The sequence below is a fragment of the Deinococcus sp. QL22 genome (assembly GCF_023370075.1).
Classification (GTDB): domain Bacteria; phylum Deinococcota; class Deinococci; order Deinococcales; family Deinococcaceae; genus Deinococcus.
Window position 1 is genome coordinate 752,282 of the sequence record NZ_CP097149.1, and the last position, 24,371, is coordinate 776,652.

A 24,371-nucleotide genomic window follows, 5' to 3' on the forward strand; every position below is an offset into this window, starting at 1 on the left:
TGTAGAAGCAGGACGCCAAACCAGCCTCAGCCAGATGGCCTGCCGCAGATAGACCTGCCCCGAACTCACCCAAGTTCTTAGACCCGCACGATGTACGCCGAGTCGATCACGTCAAGATCACGGATGGCCTGCAACTGCTCCGGGTTCAGGCCGTCGTCCAGCGTCAGGGTAAACAGCGCCTCGCCCCCTTTTTGGGCGCGGCCCAGCGCCATGCCTGCAATGTTGACGCCCCAGGTGCCCAACAGGTTGCTGAGTTTGGCGACTGCGCCGGGCTTGTCCTGGTTGCTGGCGATCAGAATAAAGCCCTGTGGTTCCAGTTCCACGCGGTAATCCCGCAGGCGCGTCAGTCGGGGGCTGCGGCCAAAGACCGTGCCGCCCACCGTACGGGTGCGCTCTTTTTCTTCGCCTCCACCGCTGAACACCTTTACGATCACTTCGGTCTGGTAGTCGGGGCTGTCGGCCACTTCGCGGATCGCCACGTTCAGGCCGCGTTCTTTGGCGAGGGCTCGGGCATTGATCATGTTGGGCAATTCGTCGGTGCTGCCGCTCAGATAGCCCACCAGCACCGCCGTCACCACCGGGACAGGGTCTGCCGGGAATTCGCCCTGAAAAGTCACTTCTATATTGTGTGCGCCGGGCAGCAGTTGCGCCAAGATGCGGCCCAGTTTGCCGCCCAAATCCAGATGCCCGCCCAACAGTTCCAGCGTTTTGGCGTCCAGCGCGGGGGCGTTCACGGCTCCCTTGCTCACGTCGCCGTGCAGGGCGGCCAGTACGCGGGCCACGATTTCCGCGCCCACTCGCTCCTGTGCCTCACGGGTATTTGCGCCCAGGTGCGCGGTAATGCCCAAATTGGGGGCCGACAGAAAGATGTGGTCGGGGGTGGGCGGCTCGTCTACGAACACATCCACGCCCGCGCCGAACAGGTGGCCGGAATGCAGAGCATCTACGAGTGCCTGCTCCTCGATAATGCCGCCGCGTGCCGCATTCACCACGATGGAATCGGGACGCATGAGGGCCAGTTCGCGTGCGCCGACCATGCCAGTGGTTTCGTCGGTCAGGGGGGTATGCACGGTCAGAAAGTCCACCTGCGGCAACAGTTCATCCAGCGTGGCGGCCCGCTTCACGCCCAGACGTTCAAATTTGCTGTCGGGCACGTAGGGATCGAAGGCCACCACATTCAGGCGTAACCCTTGTGCCCGGTCAGCCACGATGGAGCCGATGCGCCCCAGGCCCACGATCCCCAGCGTGCGGTCTTTGAGTTCCAGTCCCAGAAATTTGCGATCCCACACGCCCTGCCGGGTCTTGCTGTCGCTGCGGGTCAGGCCACGCGCGGCGGCCATCAGGTGCATGATCGCCAGTTCTGCGGCGCTCACGTTGTTGCTTTCGGGCGCATTCAGCACCAGCAACCCGCGCAAGCTGGCGTAATCCAGATCAATGTTGTCTACGCCCACGCCGCCGCGTCCGATCACTTTCAGGCGCGGGCCAGCGGCGTCGATCAGTTCGCGGTCTACTTTGGTACGGCTGCGGGTAATCAGCGCGTCGTATTCGGGCAGGAGGCGCAGGATTTCTTCACGCGGCATATTGCCTTCATAATCAAGCTCAAAGCCGCTGTGCACGAGGTTTCCAGGGTTCATCTCGTCGCAGATCAATACGCGCAGTGGCGTGACGGGCACAGCGGGAGCAGTGGGCAGGGGCGCAGTCATCCTGTCAGGGTAAGCGTCTGGGCGGCTGTGTGCAGGCAGATGGCTAGGGCAAGCGTAGGTTTCTCTGCACTCCATTAGTCTCATGAAGCCTTCATGGGTGTGCCGGGGGATAGCTATTGGTTTTAGGCGACCCTAAACTCCGGGTCATGTCTGTGCCGCCCAGTTCTCAGGCCTCGGCCCCGGATCCACCGCCTTCTACCCTGGACAGCCGCATGACCGCCCGCGCCACCGAGATTTTGGGCAAGCGCGGTGGGCGGCGCGGCGTGGCCGGAATCCTGCCGTTTATGGGGCCAGCCATCATCGCCTCTATTGCCTACATGGATCCGGGCAACTTTGCCACCAACATTCAGGGCGGGGCACAGTTTGGCTACGCGCTGCTGTGGGTCATTCTGGCCGCCAACCTGATGGCGATGCTGATTCAGAACCTCAGCGCCAAACTGGGCATCGCCACCGGAAAAAACCTGCCCGAACTGATCCGCGAACGCTGGCCCCGCCCGCTGGTGTGGGTGTACTGGGTGCAGGCCGAAATCGTGGCAATGGCCACCGATCTGGCCGAATTTCTGGGCGCGGCGCTCGCCATTCACCTGCTGACTGGCCTGCCCATGATCTGGGGTGCGGCGATTACAGGCGTCATCACGTTCTGGCTGCTGACCCTGCAAAACAAGGGCTTCCGCCCGCTGGAGATCGCCATTGGCGGCTTCGTGCTGGTCATCGGCGTGGCGTACCTGGTGCAACTGCTGATTGCCCGTCCGGAACTGGCGGCGCTGGGCGGCTTTATTCCCAGTTTCCAGGGACAGGCCAGCGTGTATCTGGCAGTGGGGATTATAGGTGCAACGGTCATGCCACACGTCATTTATCTGCATTCCGCACTCACTCAGGGGCGCGTGCCCACCGCCAACGACGCCGAAAAGTTGCGCCTGTCGAGGCTGAACCGGATAGACGTGCTGGTGGGGCTGGGATTTGCGGGCCTGATCAACATGAGCATGCTGGCCGTGGCCGCCGCCACCTTTTTTGGCAAGGGCATCGAGGACGCCGGGAACCTGGAAACCGCCTACCGCACGCTGACGCCCCTGCTGGGGCCAGCCGCCGCCGTGGCCTTTGCGGTGGCCCTGTTGGCCAGCGGCCTCAGCAGCAGCGCGGTGGGGACGATGGCGGGTCAGGTCATCATGCAGGGCTTCGTGAGTTTCAGCATTCCGCTGTGGCTGCGGCGCACCATCACGATGGCCCCGGCCTTTGCCATCATTCTGGCCGGGCTGGACACGACCAGCGTGCTGGTGCTGTCGCAGGTGATCCTCAGCTTTGGTGTGCCGTTTGCGCTGGTGCCGCTGCTGATGTTTGCCGCCAACCGGGGCGTGATGGGCGTACTGGTCAGCCGCCCGATCATCACGGCGCTGGGTTGGTGCTTTGCCGCCATCATCATTGGCCTGAACGGGTTTTTGCTGTGGGGAGCGTTTACGGGCTAGCAACGCCCTTCAGACTCACATCCTGAGCCAACGCCACAGCCAATTTTCCCCGGTACACTTTGGCGCTGATTTCATGCACGCCGAGGCGGGCGAGATGTGGATTTTGAATCTGGGCATCGAACAGAGAAAAACCCTGCCTGTGCAGATGCCCCGCCAACTCCACCAGCGCAACTTTACTGGCATTGGTGACGCGGTGAAATTTACTTTCGGCAATAAACGCGCCGCCCAGGGCCAGGCCCAGAATACCGCCCGCCAGTTCGCCGCCCTGCCAGACCTCGAAGGAATGGGCCAGACCGGTGGCGTGCAGGTGGCTGTACATATCGGCCAGTTCGTCGCTGATCCACTCGCCGTCGCGGGGGGGCGCACCGGGCAACAGGCCCCGGCAGCCCTGCACCACGTCGCCAAAGGCCGTATCGATTCGGACTTCAAAGCGCCCCAATTCGCGCCTCAATCGCCGCGCAATGTGCAGGCCTTCTTCTTCGGTGAGGGGCACCAGCGCCCGCGTAGACACCGTGTACCACTGCAACCCGTCGCCGTTATCCATCAGGAATGCGCCGCCTGCGTACTCCCGCGCCACTTCACGGGTCAGGGGGTCAGGGTGGCGCAGGAATGGGTTAGCGGTGGGCATAGGTGGGGGAGGGCCAGCGGGAGAAGGAAGTCAAGTTGTCCTGAATCTACCTGATGTTCCCGCTCCACACTCCCCACTGAGCTATTACGGCTTGTACAGCACCGCCTGCGTACACCGGAACAGCGCCATCACTTTGCCGTTCGGTGAGCGCACTTCAGCGTCCCAGACCTGAGTGGTGCGCCCAGCATGAACACTGCGGGCCTCGCAGGTCAGCGTGCCTTCGCGGGCCGTGCCGAGGTGGTTGCTCTTCAGTTCGATGGTGGTAAATCCGGTCGCCGTGTCGGGCAACAGCAGGCGCGTGCCGTAGCCGCAAGTGGTATCGGCCAGCGCAATCACGGTGGCCGCGTGAAGAAACCCGTTGGGGGCCAACAGTTCACGGCGCAGGGTGAGTTCGGAACGCATCAGGCCCGCTTCGACGTGCGTAAAGCGGATGCCGATCAGTCCGGGCAACATGCCTTCACCCTGCGCGTTCAGTTCTTCTAGGGTGGGCAGTGGGCGGGTGGATGAAGTAGACATGGAGCCAAGGGTAGCGTGAGTGGGCGGGGGGGGCCAGGTCTAAGGGCCGAGGGGCTGAGGGTCTAAGGAAGGACAATCGCTGGCGCTCACTCACTCCCTCTCCAGCCCTCCCCCATAAATAGGGAGGGAGCAAACACCACGACACCGCCACCTCTCAACCTCCCCGCCCGAATCCCTGTGAGGGCGTCGTGCGTACAACGCGCGGGCCAATTCCATCTTGGAATAAATAGGCGCTTCCGCTTCAAATGGACGAGCCAGCTGACTTAAAGCGCGACAAGATCAATCTTCCTCAGCGGACTCGTAGAGCTGCGGAGCAGAGTGACCACTCCCCTCCTCCGTTTGGGGACGGGGGCTGGGGAATCCAACGTGGCACAAGCCCGGAAATTTCTAATCAAATCAACCCTAATGCCTCGGCCCAGACGACTCCTCGCCCGCCCACATCCCCTGCCGCTTCAGCGCCGCCCGCAAGCTCGGTTCGCGCCCCTCCATCCCGCCACCCGCGCCAAAGTACGAGCGCAACAGCCTCAGCCAATCGCCGGGTTTATCCCCACGCGCCGCAATCGGATTCATAGTTTCTATCCCTGCCAGGAGTTCTTCGGGAGCAGCGGGACGGTAAGCGTCGGTGTGAATGACCAGTTCGCGGGCAAGGCGGGGGCGATGCGGGGCTTCTTCGGCGGGCGTGCCGATGGTCAGGGCGGCAAAGGGCAGCACTCCGGCGGGCAGCGCCAGCACGTCTATCAGACCGTCCAGCCCGTTCATCACGCCGCCGATCCAGCAGCCCTGATAGCCCAACAGTTCGGCAGCCAACAGCAGATTTTGCCCGGCCAGCACCGAGTCGCCAATTCCAAAATGCACGGCGATGGCGGGAAAGTCTCCTCCGGCAGACCCGCCCGCTTCCAGCAAGCGCGAGACCCGGTGAACGTCGGCGCACACCACAAACGCCTCGGATGCAGTAGCGATGTGCGCGTTGGTGGTCAGGTCGGCCACCGCCTGCCGCACCGCCGGATCGACCAGCCGAATCAGCGAATACAGTTGCGCGGTGGCGTCGGTGGGGGCACGCTGAGCCGCGTGCAGGATCACGTCCAGGTGTTCGGTCGGTAGGGGCAGCGGCGAGCCGTCTTCCTGCGTGCGGTACTGCCGAACGGTGCGGTGGGCATCAAAAAAGGCGCGGACTTCTTCGGGAGTGCGGGAAAGCATTGCTGGAGTGTAGAGGGTGGATCGTGGGCATAGAAGAGCGTGTAAGCGGGACAGGCTATCCACACTTCACCTTTGCCTGGCCCACCCGTCACTCCCCACCCATGGCCTTACTTCAGATTGGCAATCGCAAAGCCTGCCGCCGCCTGATCGCACCAGATGACGACGCTGGTGTACTTGGCAAGGTCTCTGGCGGCAATCTTGTAGGTAAAGTTGCCGCTGAATTTCTTCAGTTCGCCCACCTGCACGTACTTGCCCGCCACTTTGGGATTGGCACCCGCACTGGTCAGGTTGCCCGCGAACAGAAGGATTTTCAGGTCTGGGCCGGGTTCGGTTTTCAGGCCCGTCAGAGTCAGCGTGTATCCGGTGGCGGTTTTGGTCAGGGCGGCCTTGCCCTGTGTGGGGGCTTCCAGGGCGCGGAAATTGCCCTGCCGGACGGCCTGCATGCTGCCCGACATACTGGTTGTCATGGGTGCGGGGTCTTTCATGGGCATGGTGTCGGTCATCGTCTGGGCAACGGCGGCGGCGGTGAGGGTCAGGGCCAGGGCGGCGGTGATGGTGCGGGCGAAGTGAATCTGGGTCATGGTGGTTCTCCTGTGTGGAATGAAAGGGCGGGGAAAATCCGCTTGGTTTATTTGGCGGTCACGGCAAACATCAGCTGGACGTCGGTGTTTTTGTCGGCCCCGCGAATCTGAACGCCGTACTCCCGGAGCGGAATGTCGAACTGCGTGGCAACGATGATGCGGCCCGAAGCTTCTCGCCGCAGCGTGACAGGCGCGGAAAGTGCACGTGTGACCCCGGCCAGCGTGAACTCTCCGCTGACTTTCCCGCTGACCTCTTGCCCTACCGGAAGCGCGGTAATGCCGCTGAGCTTGCCCACCCGGAAGGTAGCGAGCGGAAATTGCCCCGCCTTGAGGTAATTGCGGGCATGTTCGTCGCGCAACTTGATGCCCGTCATCAGCGTTTTCAGGGCAACTTGCACGGTTCCGGTCACGTCCTGGGGCCGCAGTGGGTCAAGCTTCAAGCTGGCCGTCACTTGTTGCACTCGCCCCGGCACCGGAATCAGCGTGACCCGGAAATTGAATTGGGCCTGAGGTGTGGTGGAGGCAACAGCGGTGTATGGCTTGGCCTCTTGCGCCGCCGCGAGGCTGCCGAAAGCAAGGGTCAGGGTCAGCACAGCGCCGAAGGCTGCGCCCATTGGGGGCTTCATCGTTGTTCTCCTTTGAGTGGTGGGCGTCGGTACTTCTGAAAGCTTGTACGCCGGGGTAGGGCAAAAGGTTCAAGGCCTGTGCTGCGCCCCACCCGGCCTGTCCTGCTGATGACCTGTACGCGGGAGCGGGGGCAAAGGTTCAATCCGGGGCCAGACACGCCATGAGCCGAAAGCTCTGGGCCACGAACAAGCTTTCTTTCACGTCTATAGGCCAGAGCTGATGGCCCCTCTGAACTTTCCCGGCGCGGCGGGCGTATAGGTCAGCATGAGGAAGAAGCGCGGGCCAACATGTTGAGCGTGTGCAGGGAAGGCTTGCGCCCGCACCGGCCACGTGGCGGCGCGGCTGTGGCGGTTTCGGGTAGTGTGTCAGCGATGCGCCCCAGCGAGCAGGTCGCCCCCCTTCAGACCCTGCCGGATGAACCCGACACGGGGCTGCTGGCCCGCTTTGCCCTGCGCGACGAGGCGGCGCTGGCTACGCTGTATGACCGCCACAGCCGCGCCGCTTATGGAGTGGCCTTCTACATCCTTAAAGACGCGGCACAGGCGCAGGACATCGTTCATGACGCCTTCCTGAAGGTCTGGGAGAAACCGGGGCTGTTCGATCCGGCGCGGGCGTCGTTTCCCACCTTTTTTCTGACGGTGGTGCGCCACGCGGCCATTTCCAAACTGCGTGGCGGGCGGGTGCATCTGCCGCTGGACGACGCCGAGGGACTGCCTCTCCCCTTCCCCGATGAGCGCGTGAGCTTGCAGGCCGGAGCCGAGGAACGTGCCCGCGCCGAACACATTCAGGCCGCGCTGCATACCCTGAAACCCGTGCAGCGCGAAACGGTGGAGCGGGCCTTTTTCCGGGGAGAAACGCGCGAAGACATCGCGGCGGCCATGTCGGTTCCGGTGGGCACAGTCAAAAGCCGACTGAAATACGCGCTAGACCGTCTGCGCGGGGTACTGGGCGAGGAAGGAGAGAGCTTATGAACGGGCAGGAATGGAGCGGAAAGGGCATCGACAATTCAGACTGTGAAGCTTGCCGCGAAGACCTGAGCGCCGTGCTGCTGGGCATCGCCTCTGAAGCGGAGGCGGAGCGGGTACAGGCACACTTGCAAACGTGCGCCACCTGCCAGCGTGAAGCTGCCGAACTGCGGCAAGTGCTGGGCGGCGTGCTGCAAGCTGCCCCCGAAATCGCCCCACCTGCCGAACTGCGTGCGCGTGTGCTGAACAGCGCCCGCAGCAGCAATCTTCAGCACCACCCCATACCCCAATCTGCCCCACGAAAGCGCCCAAACCTTGCCCTCTGGCTGCCCACCAGCCTCGGATTGGCCGCCGCCGTCGCCGCCTTTGTGCTGTGGCCCCAGCCTGCGCCCACGCGGGCCGATGTGGTGGTCAGTGCCGGAGACAGCGTGGTATTTGCCTCCAGCAAAAGCTCTGGCGCTCCGCTGACGATTCGCTCGGCGGGCGGCCAATTGCGCCGCGTGAACATGGAGACACCCCAGCCCGCGTGGTTTACCGAGGCCGTGTTCGCGGTGGGCCGCGCCTACCTGCTGGACGCCGCCAACAACCAATTGATCGTGCTGAACGTGGCTCAGGGCAAGATAGAACGCCGATTCGCTACACCGGGCGGCGCGGCGGGACTGGCCGTAGAAGATGGCCGCGTGTTCGTCAAAACAGCGTCCAGCGGTGAACTGTTGGTGTTCGGCGGCCCGAATGACGCCGCCACCACGCGCCGAATTCTGGCCAAAGCCGCCCCCATGCCCGAAGCCGAATGCATGGACGCCGTGCTGCACGTCGGCAACCGCCTGTGGGCAACCAGCCACAGCACCGGGCAAGTGTTTGTGCTGTCTGCCGATGGGGGGCAACTGCTGGACACTTACGCAGTGGGCGGCGCACCCGTTGGCCTGGAGCAGTGGTCGGGCGGCGTGCTCGTGCTGGACGTTCAGGGCCGTCTGCTGGAACTGGCCGAAGACGGGCAGATCAGGCGCACGCTGAAGCTGAAGGGCAATCCCGACAAATTTAGCGTGATGGACGGCAAAGCTTACCTGACAGACCGGGGCGGCACGGTCAGCGTGGTCGACCTGCAAACCTTCCGCGTGACCCGCCAACGCACCTTCGGTACCCCGATGGACATTGCCGCCCTGCCCGATGGACACCTGGCTCTGGCTGACGCCACACGCGGCCTGCTGATGCTGATGCCCGATCTGAGCGACGTGTAGGGGAAGGGATCGTCAGCCTCTAAATCCGTGCATCGTGGAGTGAATAAATTGGGTTGATGGACGGTATCCACAGCTTGGTTTACCTCGTGGCACATCCAAAACACCACTGCCCAAGTCCGTATGAGGCCGTCGTCCACGCAGTGGGCAGGCCAATTCCATTTGAGAATGAACAGGCGATTCCGCTTCAAGAGAAGGACTCAGCCGACTCAAAATGCGACAAGATCAATCCTGCCTAGCGCAGCGCCGCTCCCCCTACTTGGTGGGGTATGGGGTTGGGGGTGGGGCAAAACGTGGGAGAAGGCAAAAAACATCCATTCAAATCGCCTTTTCATTTCCCACCAACGCCCCACCCTAGTCCTCCTCCCCATCCTCCAACGGAGCAAACAACCGATCCAGATCATGCGTCGTCAGCTGCGTGGCGTCACTTAAACCGCCGTCCAGAATCCCGCGTGCCAGCGCCGCCTTCCGGGCCTGCAAGTCCAGAATCTTTTCCTCCACGCTGCCCGCCGCGATCAGCTTGTACACGAACACGGGCTTGTCTTGCCCAATGCGGTAGGCCCGGTCAGTAGCCTGATCCTCGGCGGCAGGATTCCACCAGGGGTCGTAATGGATGACCGTATCGGCGGCAGTCAGGTTCAGGCCCACGCCGCCCGCCTTGAGCGTGATCAGGAACACGTGCGTTTCTCCCGACTGGAACGCGTCGATCTGTTCCTGACGCTTCTGCGTTTGCCCCGTGATCTTGGAGTAGGGAATATTGCGGGCCTTGAGGGTGTCCTCCAAGTGGCCCAGCAACGTGGCAAATCCGCTGAAAATCAGCACACGGCGGCCTTCCTCGATCATCTGCGGCAGGTTGGATTCCAGCCAGTCCAGCTTGGCGTTCCCCTTGACCTTGCGGGCAGCCTCCAATTTCACCAGGCGCGGATCGGTGACGGCCTGCCGGAGTTTGAGCAGAGCGTCCAGAATGGCGATGGTCGAGCGGGCCAGTCCCCGCGCCTGCAACTCCTCGCGCACGCGGCTCTCCATCGTCACACGCACAGTTTCGTAGAGGTCGCGCTGATCGCCGTCCAGGGTCACGCGCACCGGAATTTCGGTTTTGGGTGGCAACTCACGGGCTACATCGCGTTTTTCGCGGCGCAGGATGAAGGGACGAACGCGGGCGGCCAGCGCGGCGCGGCGGTGGGGATCACCCTTCTTCTCTATGGGCGTACGGTACAACTCGCGGAAGGTGCGCTCATCGTGCAGCAGCCCCGGCGAGAGGAAATTGAACTGCGACCACAGCTCGCCCAGATGGTTTTCCAGCGGCGTTCCGGTGAGGCACAGGCGGTGGCGGGCGTCCAGGCTTCCGGCGGCTTTGGCAGCAGCCGTTTTGCTGTTTTTGATGTTCTGGGCCTCGTCCAGAATCAGCATGTGGAAGGCGTGCCCGTTCAGCAATTCCACGTCACGGGGCAGCAGCGGATAGGTGGTCAGGATCAGGTCGGCGTCGGAAATGCGGCCAAATTCGCTGCGGCGATCCTTGCCGTGCAGGGTCAGCACGCGCAGGCTGGGAGCGAACCGCGCGGCCTCGGCCTGCCAGTTACCGATGACGCTGGTGGGGGCCACGACCATGCTGGGACGGTCTGCACGGCCCGCCGCCTTCTCGGTCAGGAGGTGGGCCAGCGTTTGCACCGTTTTCCCCAGCCCCATGTCGTCGGCCAGAATGCCCCCCAACTCGTACTCGCGCAGGAATTGCAGCCACGCCAACCCCTGCAACTGGTAGGGCCGCAATTCGGCATTCAAACTTGCGGGCGGCTCTACAGGCTGAATCCCGCCAAAGTCCCGCAGCTTACGCCCCAACTCCAGCAGACGTTCCGCGCCCACCCAGCGGGCCTGCAAAGCTCCTTCCAGTTGGGCCAAGCGGGCGGCGTCCAGCAGAGGCAGGCGCAGGGGGCCATCGGGAATATCGCGTAGGTTCAGTTCTACCAGCACGCTGAGAATGGCCCGCACCCGTCCGGCAGGCAGCGCCACGCGGCGGCCATCGCCCAGCGCAGCGTAAATGGTTTCGTCGTCCTTCAGTTCGTTCAGGGCTTCTACCGTAAATAGGTCGGGCTGGCGAGCAATCAGATCGGCCAGCACGGGAATCAGGCTCACGCGCTCGCCGTCTACGACAATGCCCAAGTCCAGCGTGAACCAGCCGTTGCCGCCGCCTTCTTCGGTTTCGCCGTACCAGTCGCTAATTTCGGCCACAGCCAGCGGAAAATCAGGGTGAATATGGATGGTAAAGCCCCGCGCCTCCAGATCGGTGCGGCCATCGCGCATAAATTCCAGCCACGATTCGTCGTCGCCCAACGTCAGGTGATCGCGCAGTTCTCTGGGCACGGCATACTCCTCGCCGTACACGTCCTGCATGGTCGCAAAGCCTGCGCGGGACAGGGCGCGGGTGGCCTGCTTCTCGGCGGCGGGGTCGCGGGGCACACGGGTCAGAATGCCGTCGCGGTACACGGTGGGCACGGGCAGAGTGGACACGTCGCGCCCGGCGTCGCGGCCCCGGTTGGCCGACGACACCACCGGCTCCTGCGGGATGGGCAGGCCGCCGTATGCAGGGCGCAACTCGGCCAGCGGGAAGGTTTCGGTCTTCATGACCATCGTCCAGCGATCGTAGGTGGGAATGGTCACGGTGCGCCCCATCAGGTGCAGTTGCGGGGTAAAGGGCAGACGTTCTTCCCTTACCTGTACGGTTTGGGGCACGGGCAGGGGTGCGCCCGCCGCCGTGATCGCGTGGGCCAGGGCCGCCGCCTGCGCGGGCGACACGGTGGGGCCAGCCAGAAAGCGGGCCACCTGTTCCGGCGGCGTGTGGGTGGTGACTCGCACCAAGAATGACTCGGTGGGGCGCACCAGCCAGGGCCGGGGCAGGGGCAGCACCACGCCGCCCGCCGCGCCCTCTACCGTCAGGGTCGGAAACTGCATGCCGCGCTCGTCGGTGGCCCAGCCCGGCATGCCCTGAACCGACTCGCCCCGGTGCAGCACGGCGTCGGCGGCTTCCCAGCACAGGCGGCCCGAATCCAGCATCAGCTCTATGAGCAGGTCGGTGGCTGGATGGTCGCCCAAGGCGTGCAGGGTTTCGTCCCAGCGGCCCGGCAGATGTGCGGCGGTAGAGGCCACTTCCAACAGGCGCAGCAAGTCGGCGTCTCGGCGAGCAAAAGCCGGGGCCGCCGACAGGTTGCGCGGCAGGCTGTAATGCTCAGCAGAGCGCACCTCGGCCACGTCGCCGCGCACCGGCACGCGCACGACGCCCACCGCCACCCGCCGGATGCTGCCGGGGCCACCCTGGGAGGTCACAGGCATGATCCTGAGCACGTAGCGCAACTCATATTGCCGCCCGCGCCCGCCGGATTTCTTGTCGTCAAAGCTGGCGAGCCACTGCTGGGCGCGGGCATCCAGCGGTTCTACGGCTGGGGCGCGGGCGGGCCCTCCTTCACCTGCCGCAGAGCCAGAAACCCCGTTAGACCCTGATTTCAGCGCGGGGCGCGGCGCATCGGGCGGGTCGGCAGACAGCACCAGCGCCGCCACATGACGGCAGCGGTAGCGCCCGCAGGTGCAGGACGTGGAGCGGAGCACCGGATCGGGCGGCGGCGTCAGTTCGGCCATCGCCTGAAAGTCGTTGCCCCCGTCGCGCACGGTGGCGGTGGCCTTCCAGCCCGTGTCCGTCCACTCGCGCATCACGTCCGACACGGCTTCCTGCCGCAACGCGAGGGCCTGAGCCGCCGTATCCAGCCCAAATCCCGGCGGCAGACGACTGAGCTTCACAGGAGCACCCTGACCAGCGGGCAGCGGTCTACACGGCAAGCAACAAGAACAAACACATCCTGAAGTCTAGCGCACACCGGGATTCAAACTGCTTGCCTTGCTTCCTTTTGACCGGCGTATGAAGAGAAGACTGCGAACAACCTGTCAGAGGACAGCCCATTCATGGCCGATAGCTCAAGACCCAGCCCCAATTCCCGGTCTGCTTCGTAAGCCAGGCGGCAACTATTCACACCTTGGGCGCGTACTTTAGGGAATATGCCGGACTTGAACGCTGCCACCATCATCACTGTTGCCCGCACCGGCTCCCGTGTGGTGCGGTATCTGATCCGTCCTGCACAGCGTTTGCCAAATAGCTCAGTCGTCCTGATGACGGGCGGGCGCGATCCCTGGCTGCCTGCGCCTGCCGGGTCTGCCGCCGAGACGGTCAGCCGTGCCCGCCGCGCCGGAAGCCGGGTGCGGCGCCTGCTGGGGCTGGTGGCCCTGCTGATTCTGGGCGTGCTGGGGGCGCTCCTGGTGGGGCCACTGCTGCTGCTGCTGGGCATCGGCACGGCGTCGGGCAGCGACGTGGCCGGAATCCTGCTGGCCCTCACCTTGGCGGCGGCAGCGTTCGGCACGTACTGGACGGCCCGCCGCGCCCGCGCCATTTTGCATGCGCCGGAAGACACCGCACAGCCCACGACGCTTGATATGGCCGGAGCCGCTGCCCACGATGAAGCCTCGTTGCTGGCGACCCTGCGCCTGCATGAGCGCACGCTGCCCGCCCCGGCCCGCGCTGCACTGCACGCCACCGCCATCGCCACCCGCGACGCCCTGCGCGTGACCGCCCACGATCAGGCGTTGGGCCGCGACACCTACGACGCCCAGCAGGCCGCCCGCCGCGATCTGCCCGACCTGCTAAGCGCCTACCGCGCCGCGTCGCCTACCTCTGCCGCCGATCTGGAACTGTTGATGCAACTGGGCCACATAGAGCGCCGGATGCGGAGCGTGAGTACCGAGCGGGCCGGACAGGGGCAGCGCAAACTGGAGGCGCACGGGCGCTATCTGAAAGACAAATACAGCCTCAGCGAAGACCTAAAAGAACCCAGCCCTACAGAGTGACCTCCCTGGGTGAGGGCCAGCTTCAGGCTTGATCTAGCTGGGATGTTGATGAAGGTACGGTCTGCAGGGCCGCGTGGCCTCAGGATGACGTGTGATGTTTTTCTCGGAGCGCAACCTGTCCCGTTTTGCCGCCGCTGTGCTGTTGGGCGCACTCTGTGTGGGTGCGGCACACCCCGCCGCACCCACTGAAGCCGCGCTGGACGCCGTGCCCGCCGTACGGGTAGTGCGGACAGGCGAGGTCGTGCCTGGTACGCCCGCCGACCTGAACGCCAGCATCACGGTGCGCTACGGCCCAACTAAGCCAAACGCCGTGCTGCTGCTGATGCCCGGCTTCCTGGGCGGCGCGGGGAGTTTTGACCGATTGGCGCGGCAAATCGTGGCGCTTGATCCGGGTGTGGCGGTATGGGCCGTAGACCGCCGCTCCAATCTTCTGGAATCGGGCGCGGCCATTGCCAACGCCGACCCCGCCGAACTCGTCCGTATCGTGCAGCAGGGTATTCCGGCACGGCCCACTTCCAGCCTGACCTTTATGAAGAACTGGGGACTGGATACCACGCTGCGCGACTGGCGCGAGGCGGTGCGCGAGGCCCGCACGCTGACGCCGAATGTCTTTATTGGCGGGCATTCTCTGGGCGGCACACTGACCAGCCTGTATGCCGGGTACGACTTCGGGAATGCCCCGTTTGGCGCGGCCCCTACCCCTGACGACCAGATTGGATTTAAGGGCGTGCGCGGCCTGCTGATGCTGGACGGCGCACCGGGCAACACCACCTCTGACCCGATCTCCTGGGATCAGTACCAGAACGGCAGCGTGGGCCGGCTGGGGTATGTGCCGGGAGTCAACAAGCTGGATGAAATTCCCTATATCAACAGCCTGATCTTCAATCCGACCTTTGCAAGCCGCGCCGCTGCTCAGGCCCGGCTTGCGGCCACCGCGCCCGATGCTCTGGCTCCGGCGGGCGGTCTCGTTTCTTACGCTGCTACCAATCTTGCGGCGGGCCTTGCGCAACTGGAGCAGCAATATTCGCTGCTGCCCTTCCTGACGCTCAGAACGGGGCAGGCCACCAATGCCGCTTCCATTCCCAACCCGCTGCCGCGCCTGCTGGGGGCCACAGAAAACAGCCAGTTCGTGCTTGGCCCCGCCGACCGCAGCCGCCCGGTAGGCTGGAAGGCCGACGCCGACGCCACCACCGATCCGCACGATTTTGTGGGCCGATTCTGGAATCCGGTCAGCGATTACGCCGAGTGGTACTTTCCTATGCGCCTGAGTGTGGATGTGGGCGCGGCCCAGTTGGACACGGTGGGCACGCCGTTTGCGACCACCCTGCGCGTCTGGCACACCCGCGCCGTCTCTACCCCGATTCTGGGCATCGCTGCCGAAAATGGGATTACGACTGAGAACGACTACCGCCGATTCGCCGCCTTCACCCGCGCCACCGTGACCACGCGTACGTTGCCGGGGGCCAGCCATCTGGATATCACGGTGGCCAAGAGCGATCAGGTGGCCCGCTGGACGCTGAATTGGATGCGCGGGATTACCGGGCCAGCGGTGGCCCAGACCGCACAGGCCCCAAACCCTTAACGGCGCGGCGGGGCCGGGTTAGCAGTTCGCCGCTGCAATTGGGGCAGACGTGATTCATGCTGGCAGCACAGGCAGCGCAAAATGTGCATTCGAACGAGCAGATCAGCGCCTCCGCACCGGCAGCTAGGGCGGTTTGGCAGTGTTCGCACTCGGCCTTCATCTCAAGCATGAATGGAGTGTAAGCGAAGCTCAGGCGGAGAGTTCTGGTAGCCCTTTCGCCGCTTCCATCAATACCGCTGCGCTGCGTTCCAGTGCAGCTTTCTCTTGCTCCGACAGATCGGGCGTCAGGGTGGCCCCGATGCCGCCTGCGCCCACCACACGCGGCAGGCTCAGGCAGGGGCCATACGGCGACGGCCCGCTGACGGTCAGGACGGCGCGGCGATCTCGCAGCACGGCCTCGGTGATGAGGGCCAACGCCGCGCCGACGCCGTAGTTGGTGGCGTGTTTCCCGGCAATAATCTGCGCCGCCGCGCCGCGTGTGCCGTTCTCGATTTCCTGTGTTACTTCCTCGGTCAAGTCAATCACCTGCGCCAGAGGCACGCCGCCCACACTGGCGCTGCTCCAGCCCAGCACCTCGGAGTCGCCGTGTTCGCCCAGCACCGAGGCGTGAACATGCTGCGGGGCCACGCCGACTTTGGCCGCAATCAGGGCGCGAAAGCGGGCGCTGTCCAGCACCGTACCTGAACCGACGACAGGCTGATTTGGCGCGAGTTTGGCGGTCAGGGCCGTCATCAGGTCGACTGGATTGGTCGCCACCAGCAACACTGCATGGGGCGCGGCCTGTGTAATCTGCGGCACCAGCTCACGGAAAATATCGGCGTTGCGCTTCAGCAGACTCAGGCGATCTTCGCCGGGTTTCTGGTTCGCGCCCGCCGTGAGGATGACCACGCTGGCCCCGGCCAGAGCCTCAAAGCCGCCGCTGCTGACCCGCACCGGATGGCTGACCGGCGTGGCGTGCGAGATGTCCTGCGCTTCGGCCTGCGCCCGCGCCGCGTCCTTATCTACCAGCACCAATTCGGTGCAACTGCCCCGCAGCACCAGCGCAAATCCCGCCGCACTGCCCACCATACCTGACCCAACCATGCCCACTTTCGTCATACGGTCAGCGTAAGGGAATGGGTGGCGGCGGAATGTCAGGATGAAGGAACGGCGGGGAGTGGGAAGAAAAAAGCCCCCGCGCTCAGCAGGGGCAATACTTTTAATTCGGAGAAGCCTCTATTTCAAATGCGCTGTAATCCACCCGGCCAATTCACTGATCTTGATTCTTACCTGCGCCAAGGTGTTGCGGTCACGAATGGTCACGGTGTCTTTCAAACTCTGGTCTGCACCTTCCGCACTTTGGCCGATGGTGTCGAAGTCTACCGTCACGCAATACGGCGTACCGATTTCATCATGACGGCGGTAAGCCTTACCGATATTGCCGCTGTCTTCCAGCAAAATACGGCCAAGCCCCAGCTTTTGCAGATCGGATTTAATGGAACGGGCCAGTTCCACCAGTTCGGATTTGTTGCGGGCCAGCGGAATGACGGCCACTTTGATGGGCGCAAGGTGTGGCTTCAGCTTCAGCACGATGCGTTCATTGCCGTTTTCTAGGGTTTCTTTGGTAAACGCCTCGCTGAGTACCGCCAACAGCGCCCGGTCTACCCCCGCAGACGGCTCAATCACAAACGGCACGACGGGCTTGTTGGTTTCGGGGTGTGGAATGGTCAGCTTGGCGATGCTGTCCAGGTTTTCTTCCACACGGGCGGTCAGGTTCAGCTCGCCCTGCGCCTTGGTGTGGCTGCCCAGATCGTAGTCCGAGCGGTTGGCAATGCCCTCGATTTCCTCGTAGCCCAGCGTGGGGTAGTCGTACATCAGGTCGTAGGTGCGCTTGGAGTAATGTGCCAGATCCTCTTTGGGCACGTCCAGAATGTCGATCTTGCTGCGCGGGATGCCCTGCGCTTCCCACCAGCTCAGGCGTTGTTCCAGCCAGTGCTGATGCCACGTTTCGTCGGTGCCGGGGGTGCAGAAGAATTCAATTTCCATCTGCTCCAGTTCGCGCACCCGGAAAATAAAATTGCGGGGCGTGATCTCGTTGCGAAAGGCCTTGCCGATCTGGGCGATGCCGAACGGCAGGCGGCGGCTGGTGCTGTCCACGACGTTCTTGAAGTTCACGAAGATGCCCTGCGCGGTTTCGGGGCGCAGGTAGCCGTAGCTTTCCTCATCGGCCACCGGGCCAATCGTGGTCTTAAACATCATGTTGAAGGGCTTGGGTTCCGTCCAGTCGCCCACCTCGCCGGAAAAGGGGTCGCGCACGCCTGCCGTTTTCAGGGCCGCGCTGGCTTCGGCGGGCTTTTTATTCAGGGCCGCCACCACTGCCGGAAAATTCGCCACATCTTCACCGATCAGCTCCGCGACTTTGGCGATCACATCGGCCTTCTGATCCTTCACCAGATGATCGAGCCGGTAGCGCTTGTTGTTCTTTTTATTGTCGATCATCGGGTCGGAAAACGTGGCTTCATGTCCGCTGTGGCGCAACACCTGGCGGTGCATGATGATGCTGGCATCTAGGCCTTCCATGTCGTCGCGCTCGTAGACGTTGGCCCGCCACCACGCGGCTTTAATGTTGTTCTTCAGCTCTACACCCAGCGGGCCGTAATCGTAGAACCCTTGCAGGCCGCCGTAAATCTCGGAGCCTTGAAAAATAAAGCCCCGGCGTTTGCACAGGCTGACCAGTTCTTCCATAGACGTTGCGGGCATGGTTGCTCCTTCTGGCCGCCCGCCGGGGCAAAAACAAAAAGAGAACGCCCCGGCGATTGGCTCGCCTGGGGGCGCAGTGTGGGCCTGCTTGGCCCTGCGCGGTTCCACCCCAGTTCCCCGAAACGCTGCCGGGGCACTCTGAAACATGTTGTCGGACCACTTGCCGCAGCCCGCGCTCCCCGCTGCCCTTCACGGCCCGACTTCCCGCCTGACTCTCACCGCCACAGGCTCGCTCTTGGGGTCGTGTGCCGCTACTTCTGCGGATCGACGCTGCCGCCAGTGTGCCGCACCGCCCGCTCCCCGGTCAAGCGGCACGGGGCCGAAAGGTGTCTGATTCCCCCTTGTGTACCTCATCATTGGAGGGTACGGTATAGGTAGGTCTTTCAATGTAGAGGGGTTCTGGCTGTCCACTGGGGCAGGCCGGAGCCTATAAGTGTTCAGTTCTGCCGTGCTGGACTGTTTCCGACCCGTACCGTCTGTCCCACATCGTGCATCTCGCTTGACCGCTTCTGGAGGAACCGCCATGACCCAGCACACCCAGACCGAAGATCAGACTGCCGCCGCTGCCCCCAACACCCAGTTGAACAGCACCCAGACTGATCTGAACCGCCGCACCGCCGTCAAGTTGGTGGGCGGGGCCGTCCTGCTGACCGGGTGCGCCCCGATGATGCAGCCCATGATGAACACCGCTGCACCCGCTGCGGCCCCCGCAACTCCTGCTCCTGCAGCGGCTGTGACTCCAGCGGCGGCCCCGGCTGCTGCTCCGGCGGCCACCTCCACGCTGGGCGCTTTTCCGGCAGTAGGCAGCACGCAACTGGTGCAGGTAGGCGGCAAAGGCGTGCTGCTGGCCCGTATCCCAGCGGCTCAGGCGGGCGCGGCCAGCAGCGGCGACGTGCATCTTCTGGCCCTCAGTGACCGCTGCACCCACAACGGCTGCGGCGTGCAGGCGGCGGGCACAGGCGCGGCTACGGCGTTCAATTGCCCCTGTCACGGCTCGGTGTTTACTCTCACCGGAGACGTGGTCAAAGGCCCCGCCGTGCGCCCGCTAGACCGCGTCGCTGTGCGAATTGACGGTCAGAATGTCTTTGTGGGCTGATGGGCCTGTAGGCTAAAACCTTATTTTACAGGGGTCAGATGCGGTTTCATCTGACCCTCTGCACTGACCAGCATCAGCGCCAATTTCTGTCGTGCTGGATTCATATCTAACTGATACGCCGGGTTGTTCTCTGTGTCCAACAGTGTCCAGAGGCCCGGTGTTTCCATGTGTCCGTGCAAGCTAGCGACGAATCTGGGCGGCAGAGTTGGCAGGGAGAGCAGGCGTGCACCATTGGCGGCCTCTAGGCCAAGTGGAAACCAAACCACGTCGTCATCGCTGTCGCTGGGCAGCAGGTCGCCTGCCCGGTTCAGGCCACTGACATACCGCTCGGGCGTGGGCCGCGTGGCGTGAGAAAGGAGGATTGTTGCACCCGGCGGCCCGATTTCCAGCCACAGGCAGGCATTCTCGCGCACCCAACGCAAATCAGCCATCAGCGCAGGTGAATCGCCCCGGCCATCCCAGCCATACGACGCGGCGGCTTCCCGGCCTCCCACCTTCCACCACAGGTTCATCAGCGGGCGGTGATCGTCCAGAACACTTGCGGCGGCCATCGCCTCATGGTTGCCCAATATCAGTTCGGCGCGGCCCAATTCCACCAGTACGCGCACCGTTTCCGGCACCAAGCGCGAATTGTCGCCAGTGCCGGGACTGGGCGGCATACGGCGGGCCACTCGGCGGCGTGGGGAATCGTCGATCAGATCGCCCAAGAAAACCAATTTGGACGCCTGGAAGTGCTGTGCCAACTTGAGGGCCACGTTCAAGCGGGCGGCGTGGCCGTGGAGATCAGGAATGACCAGCCATGACCCATCCCAATCTCTTTCGTTCCAACGCTGAGACAGAACCATGCTTGAAGGTATCAGTGCCTCTGACCCTCAGTTCATACTGCTGGGGCCGTTGCCTTTGCTTTTTTCTTCGGCACGGCGGCGCAGTTCGGAAGCCAGATCGGTAAAATCCTGTGCGCTGGGCAGGGCGCGGCGGGTTTGCTGCTTGGCTTCCTGCACCACTTTCACCTGATCGGGTCGGGCAAAAGGCAGGCCCTGACGCTTGCGCTCGAAGTAGTTTTGGGCCACCCGCCCCAGTGCAAACGTCCAACCATACACCGCGGGGGCGGTAATAATGCCGCCGATGACAGGCAAGGCCAGTTTCGCCAGCCCACGCATGACCTGACGGGCCGCCATGCCGTAGGCCAACGTGACGCCGAGTTCCTGCGCGATTTCACGGGCGCGTTCAGCAGTCACGTCGAAGCCGTAAATCTTGCCGATGTGCAGCACCATTTTGGCCTGCAAGGGCGTAATCAGTAGCATGTCGGCAAAGGGAATCGGCTCTACGGCAATCGCGCCAGCCAACAAGGAAGCACTCTTGATCACTTCGTCGGTGTTTTCTTCCGGAGTGCGCTCGGAATCCACGTCGAAGTTGAAGTTATCGAGTACCTGCCTGACGAGCGGAGGAAGCATACGGAGAAGTGTACGCTCACTGCCAAGCTGTGCGGTGAAGTGAAAGATGATACCGGGTTCACACAGCGGGGCGTCGGCAAGTTCGCACCACTGCCGCACGCCTGAACCACAAGCCAAAAGAAGTGGACACGCCTAAAGGGGGGTGGCGTGTCCACGGGGGGGAAGAACGAATGACGCTGCGTCACCGCTCGGCCCCCAGCTTAACGGGCCAAGTTGACAAAGTTCTGACAGGACGGTGAGGAAGTCTCATCAATATGTTTTGCCCAGCCCCCGGCGGGTGATGGATTGACGGGTGCTGTGTTAGTGGTTGCCTTATTTGCGCCAGCGGGGGCCGTCTTTGGTGTCCTCTACCGTCACGCCCACGCGGGTCAGCGTTTGCCGGAGTTCGTCGGCCTGAGCGTACTGCTTATTCAGGCGGTAGTTCTGGCGGGCCTGCAACACCAGTTCCATCAGGGCGTCTACCACCGGGGCTTCGTCGGCTTGCGCTGCTTGCCCGTTAGATGAACCAGAAAATAGCCCCAGCACGCCCCCGCCCAACGTGCGGTACACCTCTTGGGCGGCTTCCAGCGTGGCCGCCCCCACCGGGCCAGCGTTGATGGCGGCGTTCATATCGGTGGTCAGGCCAAACAGCGCGGCGATAGCTTTGGGCGTATTAAAATCGTCGCGCAGGGCATCCTCGAAGGCTTTGCGGTGGGCCGCAATCCTGGCGTTTAGGGCAGTGTCATTGCCTGCTTGAGCGGTAGGCAAGTGGCGCTCAATCTCGTGCAGAGCCTCACTCAGTCGGCGGTATCCGCTGCGTGCGCCCTCAAAAGCCGCGTCGCTGAATTCGGTGATGGAGCGGTAGTGGCTGGACACCAGCAGGTAGCGGATCACCATCGGGTCGTGCTGCATCAACAGGTCTTTGAGGGTCGTGAAGTTGCCCTTGCTCTTGCTCATCTTCTCGCCGTTGATGGTCAGCATGTTGTTGTGCATCCAGTAGCGGGCAAAGGCGTGCCCCGCCGCTTCCGACTGCGCGATTTCGGCCTCGTGGTGCGGGAATTGCAGGTCCAGGCCGCCGCCGTGAATATCGAAGCCCTCGCCCAGATACTTCAGGCTCATGGCGCTGCATTCGATGTGCCAGCCTGGAAAGCCCACGCCCCACGGAGAGTCCCAGCGCATGATGTGGCCCGCCTCAGCCTTCTTCCAGAGGGCAAAGTCACGCGGATCACGCTTCTCGGTGCGAATGTCTTCCCGCGTGCCCTCGGCCTGATCGTCCAGCTTGCGGCCCGACAGTTTGCCGTAGTCGGGCCAACTCCGCACATCAAAATAAACACTGCCGTTGGAGGCGTAGGCGTGGCCGCGCGAGGTCAGTTCCTCTATCAAGGAAATCTGCTCGGTAATGTGCCCGGTGGCGCGGGGATTGATGCTGGGCTTAAGGATGTTCAGGGCGTCCATATCGCTGACAAAAGACCAGAAATACTTGTCGGCCACTTCCATCGGCTCCAATTGCTCCAGGCGGGCGCGGGCCAGCAATTTGTCCTCGCCGTCGTCGGAATCGTTTTGCAGGTGGCCCACGTCGGTAATATTGGTCACGTAGCGCACAGCGTACCCAAAGTGCATCAGGGCGCGGCGAATCACGTCAAAGGCAACTTCTTTTTTGGCATGGCCCAAATGCGCGTCGCTGTACACCGTCGGCCCGCAGAGATACATGCCCACGCGCCCCGGTGTGGTTGGCACAAACCGCACTTTCTGGCGCTGCATGGTGTCGTACAGGAAAATATCGGAGTCGGGTGTGCGGGCAGGTGAACTGGCGTCAGGTTGGGTCATGGTGGCTCCGGTGGAGAATCAGAACAGAGGGGGAAGATACAAAAACGCCGCGCCAGACAACTTGGCGCGGCGACAGGCAAGCGTGCCCTGCTTTACCGCTGGGGCAGACAACACAGAGAGAGGGAGGGCACGCGCTTCATGGGGGGAGTGTAGCAAAGTACGGCAGGACGTGACGAATTGGAGAGGTAGACAGATGGCCCTCTAGTGCCGCACGCGCTCGCCCCCCTTGCCCTCCCCTGCCACCACTTCCGGCACAGATGGAGTCAACGCGGCCTGCGCCTGCACACTGTCGAGCAGTACCCGTGTAAAGGCCCGCACCAGGGGCAACCCCGCCCGCTGGGGCAGTACCGCCAGCGACAGTGGACGCGCCAACGGGTCAGGCAGCGGCAGCGCGATCAATCCGGGCGGCAGCGGCGAGAGCGCCAGCCGGGGCATCACGGTAATGCCGAGGCCATAGCGCACCATACTGAGGGTCACGCTGTCCTGTTCGACTTCCATCAGGTCGGTGAGGGGAATGGCGTGGGCTTCGAGGTAGCCGCGTACTCGCTCGAAACAGGGGTCGCGGTGGGGGGGCAAAATCATGGGCGCGGCGGCGAGGTCGGCCCACGACACCGGGTGTGGGCCGCGTGATTCGGGGGCTACATACAGGTATTCATCTTCGGCCAATGGCGTGAGGAGCAGCCCCGGCACCTGCCGCCCCACCACCACCGACAGGTCGACGCGGCCCGCCCGCACCGCCGATTCACTGCCGCCGTGTGCCTCACTATCGAGCAGCATCACCGTGACGCCGGGATAAAGAAAGCGGAATGCGGAGAGTGCAGGCGGCAGCAGATGCGTGGCCGTAGAGCGGAACGAAGAAAGGCGCAGACGGCCCGACAACGCCCCTTCATCCTGCGCGGCCAGCAGCACATCGGCAGCGGCCTGCACGGCAGCGCGGGCATGCACCAGCACCCGCAGGCCTGCCGCAGTGGGCACGGTTCCCCCCTGCGTGCGCCGCAGCAGGGGTCGGCCCACGGCCGTTTCCAACTTGCTCACCGCCTCACTCAGGCTGGACTGTGACACGCCCGCTTCTGCCGCCGCCTCGCCAAAGCCGCCTGCTTCTGAAACCAGCAGGAGTGCCCGCAGTTGCGCCAGCGTGGGCTGACCTTGCTGGCTGTGCTGAGTCTGGGCATGCTGAGGCTGAATCACCGAATCTTCAGGCGGCGCTTGCTGACGGTGTTGGCTCATACGACATTCTAAACCGCATCTGTCCCGGCCATATCGGTAAACCCGATGCTCCAGTCAGTACCTCCACCACGCTGCCGATGGCCTATGAGAGCAAATGAGCGCACTCTATGAGCAGGAGGTTTCACCCATGACTTACCACGTTCCCCGCCCCGCCGTTGCCCCCCTGCCCCTCTTCAATGCCGCGCCTGTTACGCCCCGCGTAGCCCGGCCCGACTCGGCCCTGTTTGGCGCATTTGTACTAGAAATCACCACGCCCGACAGCCTGCCCACTGCCCCTGCCCTGACTGGCTGGCAACTGCGCGTGTGGCCTGTGGCCCGCCTCGGAGACGCCACGCTGGAAGCCCGCCCGATTGATGCACAGCAGACTGCCGCCGACCTAGTTGACGCCCTGCACGCGCACGGCTACGGCACGCTTGGCCCGGTTCGTACCCGCAGAGCATGCTGAGAACGCCCAGCGCAACCGATTCAAGCGCACCACTTCACCCCCGCCGGAGACACTCCACGCGGGGGCTTTTTTTGGCTGTGGATTGGGGTCAATTGACCCCTCATACGGCTTCCGGCCAGTTCGTTCTCTTTCGGGAAAGCACCGAAGGCCAACTCCATTCTGGAATCTGTATTTTTTCCCACTCCCTGTGGTCGAATGAAACAGTTTTTTAGAACTGTTCAAT

General features: G+C 63.4%; 21 protein-coding genes. 7 read left to right on the forward strand and 14 right to left on the reverse strand.

Annotated elements, in window-relative coordinates:
* Positions 1 to 77: 77 nt before the first annotated feature.
* A complete protein-coding gene (gene serA / locus M1R55_RS03600; RefSeq protein ID WP_249393362.1) occupies positions 78 to 1,703 on the reverse strand; it encodes a phosphoglycerate dehydrogenase in 1,626 nt (541 codons plus the stop codon).
* Between the two features lie 146 nt (positions 1,704 to 1,849).
* Here serA and M1R55_RS03605 point away from each other — a divergent pair, with 146 nt between their 5' ends.
* Entirely contained in the window at positions 1,850 to 3,166 is a 1,317-nt protein-coding gene (locus M1R55_RS03605) for an Nramp family divalent metal transporter (protein ID WP_371827149.1), read from the forward strand.
* Here the strand turns inward: M1R55_RS03605 and aat are convergent.
* The 5 genes from aat to M1R55_RS03630 form a co-directional block, all read right to left on the reverse strand.
* Positions 3,156 to 3,794 (reverse strand): leucyl/phenylalanyl-tRNA--protein transferase, encoded by a 639-nt coding sequence (gene aat / locus M1R55_RS03610; RefSeq protein WP_249393363.1) that lies wholly within the window; start codon positions 3,792 to 3,794, stop codon positions 3,156 to 3,158. The two genes, M1R55_RS03605 and aat, sit on opposite strands and share 11 nt — an antisense overlap.
* A gap of 84 nt (positions 3,795 to 3,878) precedes the next feature.
* The gene (locus M1R55_RS03615; protein WP_249393364.1) at positions 3,879 to 4,310 is read right to left on the reverse strand and encodes a PaaI family thioesterase; all 432 of its coding nucleotides are present in this window, start codon (positions 4,308 to 4,310) and stop codon (positions 3,879 to 3,881) included.
* Between the two features lie 402 nt (positions 4,311 to 4,712).
* A complete protein-coding gene (locus M1R55_RS03620; protein ID WP_249393365.1) occupies positions 4,713 to 5,507 on the reverse strand; it encodes a nitroreductase family protein in 795 nt (264 codons plus the stop codon).
* A 107-nt stretch (positions 5,508 to 5,614) separates the two neighbouring features.
* Positions 5,615 to 6,088: a DM13 domain-containing protein gene (locus M1R55_RS03625; protein WP_249393366.1), complete on the reverse strand. Its 474-nt coding sequence runs from the start codon at positions 6,086 to 6,088 to the stop codon at positions 5,615 to 5,617.
* Between the two features lie 47 nt (positions 6,089 to 6,135).
* Positions 6,136 to 6,714: a YceI family protein gene (locus M1R55_RS03630; RefSeq protein WP_249393367.1), complete on the reverse strand. Its 579-nt coding sequence runs from the start codon at positions 6,712 to 6,714 to the stop codon at positions 6,136 to 6,138.
* 372 nt (positions 6,715 to 7,086) lie between these two features.
* Here M1R55_RS03630 and M1R55_RS03635 point away from each other — a divergent pair, with 372 nt between their 5' ends.
* The gene (locus tag M1R55_RS03635; protein ID WP_249393368.1) at positions 7,087 to 7,686 is read left to right on the forward strand and encodes an RNA polymerase sigma factor; all 600 of its coding nucleotides are present in this window, start codon (positions 7,087 to 7,089) and stop codon (positions 7,684 to 7,686) included.
* Positions 7,683 to 8,918 (forward strand): zf-HC2 domain-containing protein, encoded by a 1,236-nt coding sequence (locus M1R55_RS03640; protein WP_249393369.1) that lies wholly within the window; start codon positions 7,683 to 7,685, stop codon positions 8,916 to 8,918. The genes M1R55_RS03635 and M1R55_RS03640 overlap by 4 nt, the downstream gene beginning before the upstream one ends.
* A gap of 351 nt (positions 8,919 to 9,269) precedes the next feature.
* On the opposite strand, the gene M1R55_RS03645 is transcribed toward M1R55_RS03640, so the two are convergent.
* Positions 9,270 to 12,701 carry a DEAD/DEAH box helicase gene (locus M1R55_RS03645; protein WP_249393370.1) on the reverse strand — a complete coding sequence of 1,144 codons (3,432 nt, stop codon included), beginning with the start codon at positions 12,699 to 12,701 and terminating at the stop codon, positions 9,270 to 9,272.
* A gap of 255 nt (positions 12,702 to 12,956) precedes the next feature.
* Between M1R55_RS03645 and M1R55_RS03650 the strand changes: the two genes are divergently transcribed.
* Positions 12,957 to 13,799, forward strand: coding sequence for a hypothetical protein (locus M1R55_RS03650; RefSeq protein WP_249393371.1), 843 nt, complete (start codon positions 12,957 to 12,959; stop codon positions 13,797 to 13,799).
* 94 nt (positions 13,800 to 13,893) lie between these two features.
* Positions 13,894 to 15,381, forward strand: coding sequence for an alpha/beta hydrolase (locus M1R55_RS03655; RefSeq protein WP_249394122.1), 1,488 nt, complete (start codon positions 13,894 to 13,896; stop codon positions 15,379 to 15,381).
* Here M1R55_RS03655 and M1R55_RS32045 read toward each other — a convergent pair.
* The 3 genes from M1R55_RS32045 to M1R55_RS03665 all read right to left on the reverse strand — a co-directional run bounded on the left by M1R55_RS32045 (position 15,335) and on the right by M1R55_RS03665 (position 18,120).
* Positions 15,335 to 15,550, reverse strand: coding sequence for a DUF1272 domain-containing protein (locus tag M1R55_RS32045; protein WP_371827151.1), 216 nt, complete (start codon positions 15,548 to 15,550; stop codon positions 15,335 to 15,337). The genes M1R55_RS03655 and M1R55_RS32045 overlap by 47 nt on opposite strands.
* Before the next feature lie 20 nt (positions 15,551 to 15,570).
* The gene (locus M1R55_RS03660; RefSeq protein WP_249393372.1) at positions 15,571 to 16,479 is read right to left on the reverse strand and encodes an L-lactate dehydrogenase; all 909 of its coding nucleotides are present in this window, start codon (positions 16,477 to 16,479) and stop codon (positions 15,571 to 15,573) included.
* Between the two features lie 117 nt (positions 16,480 to 16,596).
* Entirely contained in the window at positions 16,597 to 18,120 is a 1,524-nt protein-coding gene (locus M1R55_RS03665) for a glycine--tRNA ligase (protein WP_249393373.1), read from the reverse strand.
* A 523-nt stretch (positions 18,121 to 18,643) separates the two neighbouring features.
* Between M1R55_RS03665 and M1R55_RS03670 the strand changes: the two genes are divergently transcribed.
* Complete coding sequence (locus M1R55_RS03670) at positions 18,644 to 19,216, forward strand: ubiquinol-cytochrome c reductase iron-sulfur subunit (protein ID WP_249393374.1); 573 nt, start codon at positions 18,644 to 18,646, stop codon at positions 19,214 to 19,216.
* 20 nt (positions 19,217 to 19,236) lie between these two features.
* On the opposite strand, the gene M1R55_RS03675 is transcribed toward M1R55_RS03670, so the two are convergent.
* The 4 genes from M1R55_RS03675 to M1R55_RS03690 all read right to left on the reverse strand — a co-directional run bounded on the left by M1R55_RS03675 (position 19,237) and on the right by M1R55_RS03690 (position 23,703).
* The gene (locus M1R55_RS03675) at positions 19,237 to 20,061 is read right to left on the reverse strand and encodes a metallophosphoesterase (protein WP_249393375.1); all 825 of its coding nucleotides are present in this window, start codon (positions 20,059 to 20,061) and stop codon (positions 19,237 to 19,239) included.
* Between the two features lie 27 nt (positions 20,062 to 20,088).
* The gene (locus M1R55_RS03680; protein WP_249393376.1) at positions 20,089 to 20,670 is read right to left on the reverse strand and encodes a YcjF family protein; all 582 of its coding nucleotides are present in this window, start codon (positions 20,668 to 20,670) and stop codon (positions 20,089 to 20,091) included.
* A 312-nt stretch (positions 20,671 to 20,982) separates the two neighbouring features.
* Positions 20,983 to 22,476 (reverse strand): cysteine--tRNA ligase, encoded by a 1,494-nt coding sequence (cysS, locus tag M1R55_RS03685; RefSeq protein ID WP_249393377.1) that lies wholly within the window; start codon positions 22,474 to 22,476, stop codon positions 20,983 to 20,985.
* A gap of 201 nt (positions 22,477 to 22,677) precedes the next feature.
* Complete coding sequence (locus tag M1R55_RS03690; protein ID WP_249393378.1) at positions 22,678 to 23,703, reverse strand: LysR family transcriptional regulator; 1,026 nt, start codon at positions 23,701 to 23,703, stop codon at positions 22,678 to 22,680.
* Positions 23,704 to 23,830: 127 nt separating this feature from the next.
* Here M1R55_RS03690 and M1R55_RS03695 point away from each other — a divergent pair, with 127 nt between their 5' ends.
* Entirely contained in the window at positions 23,831 to 24,148 is a 318-nt protein-coding gene (locus tag M1R55_RS03695) for a hypothetical protein (RefSeq protein WP_249393379.1), read from the forward strand.
* Positions 24,149 to 24,371: the final 223 nt, after the last annotated feature.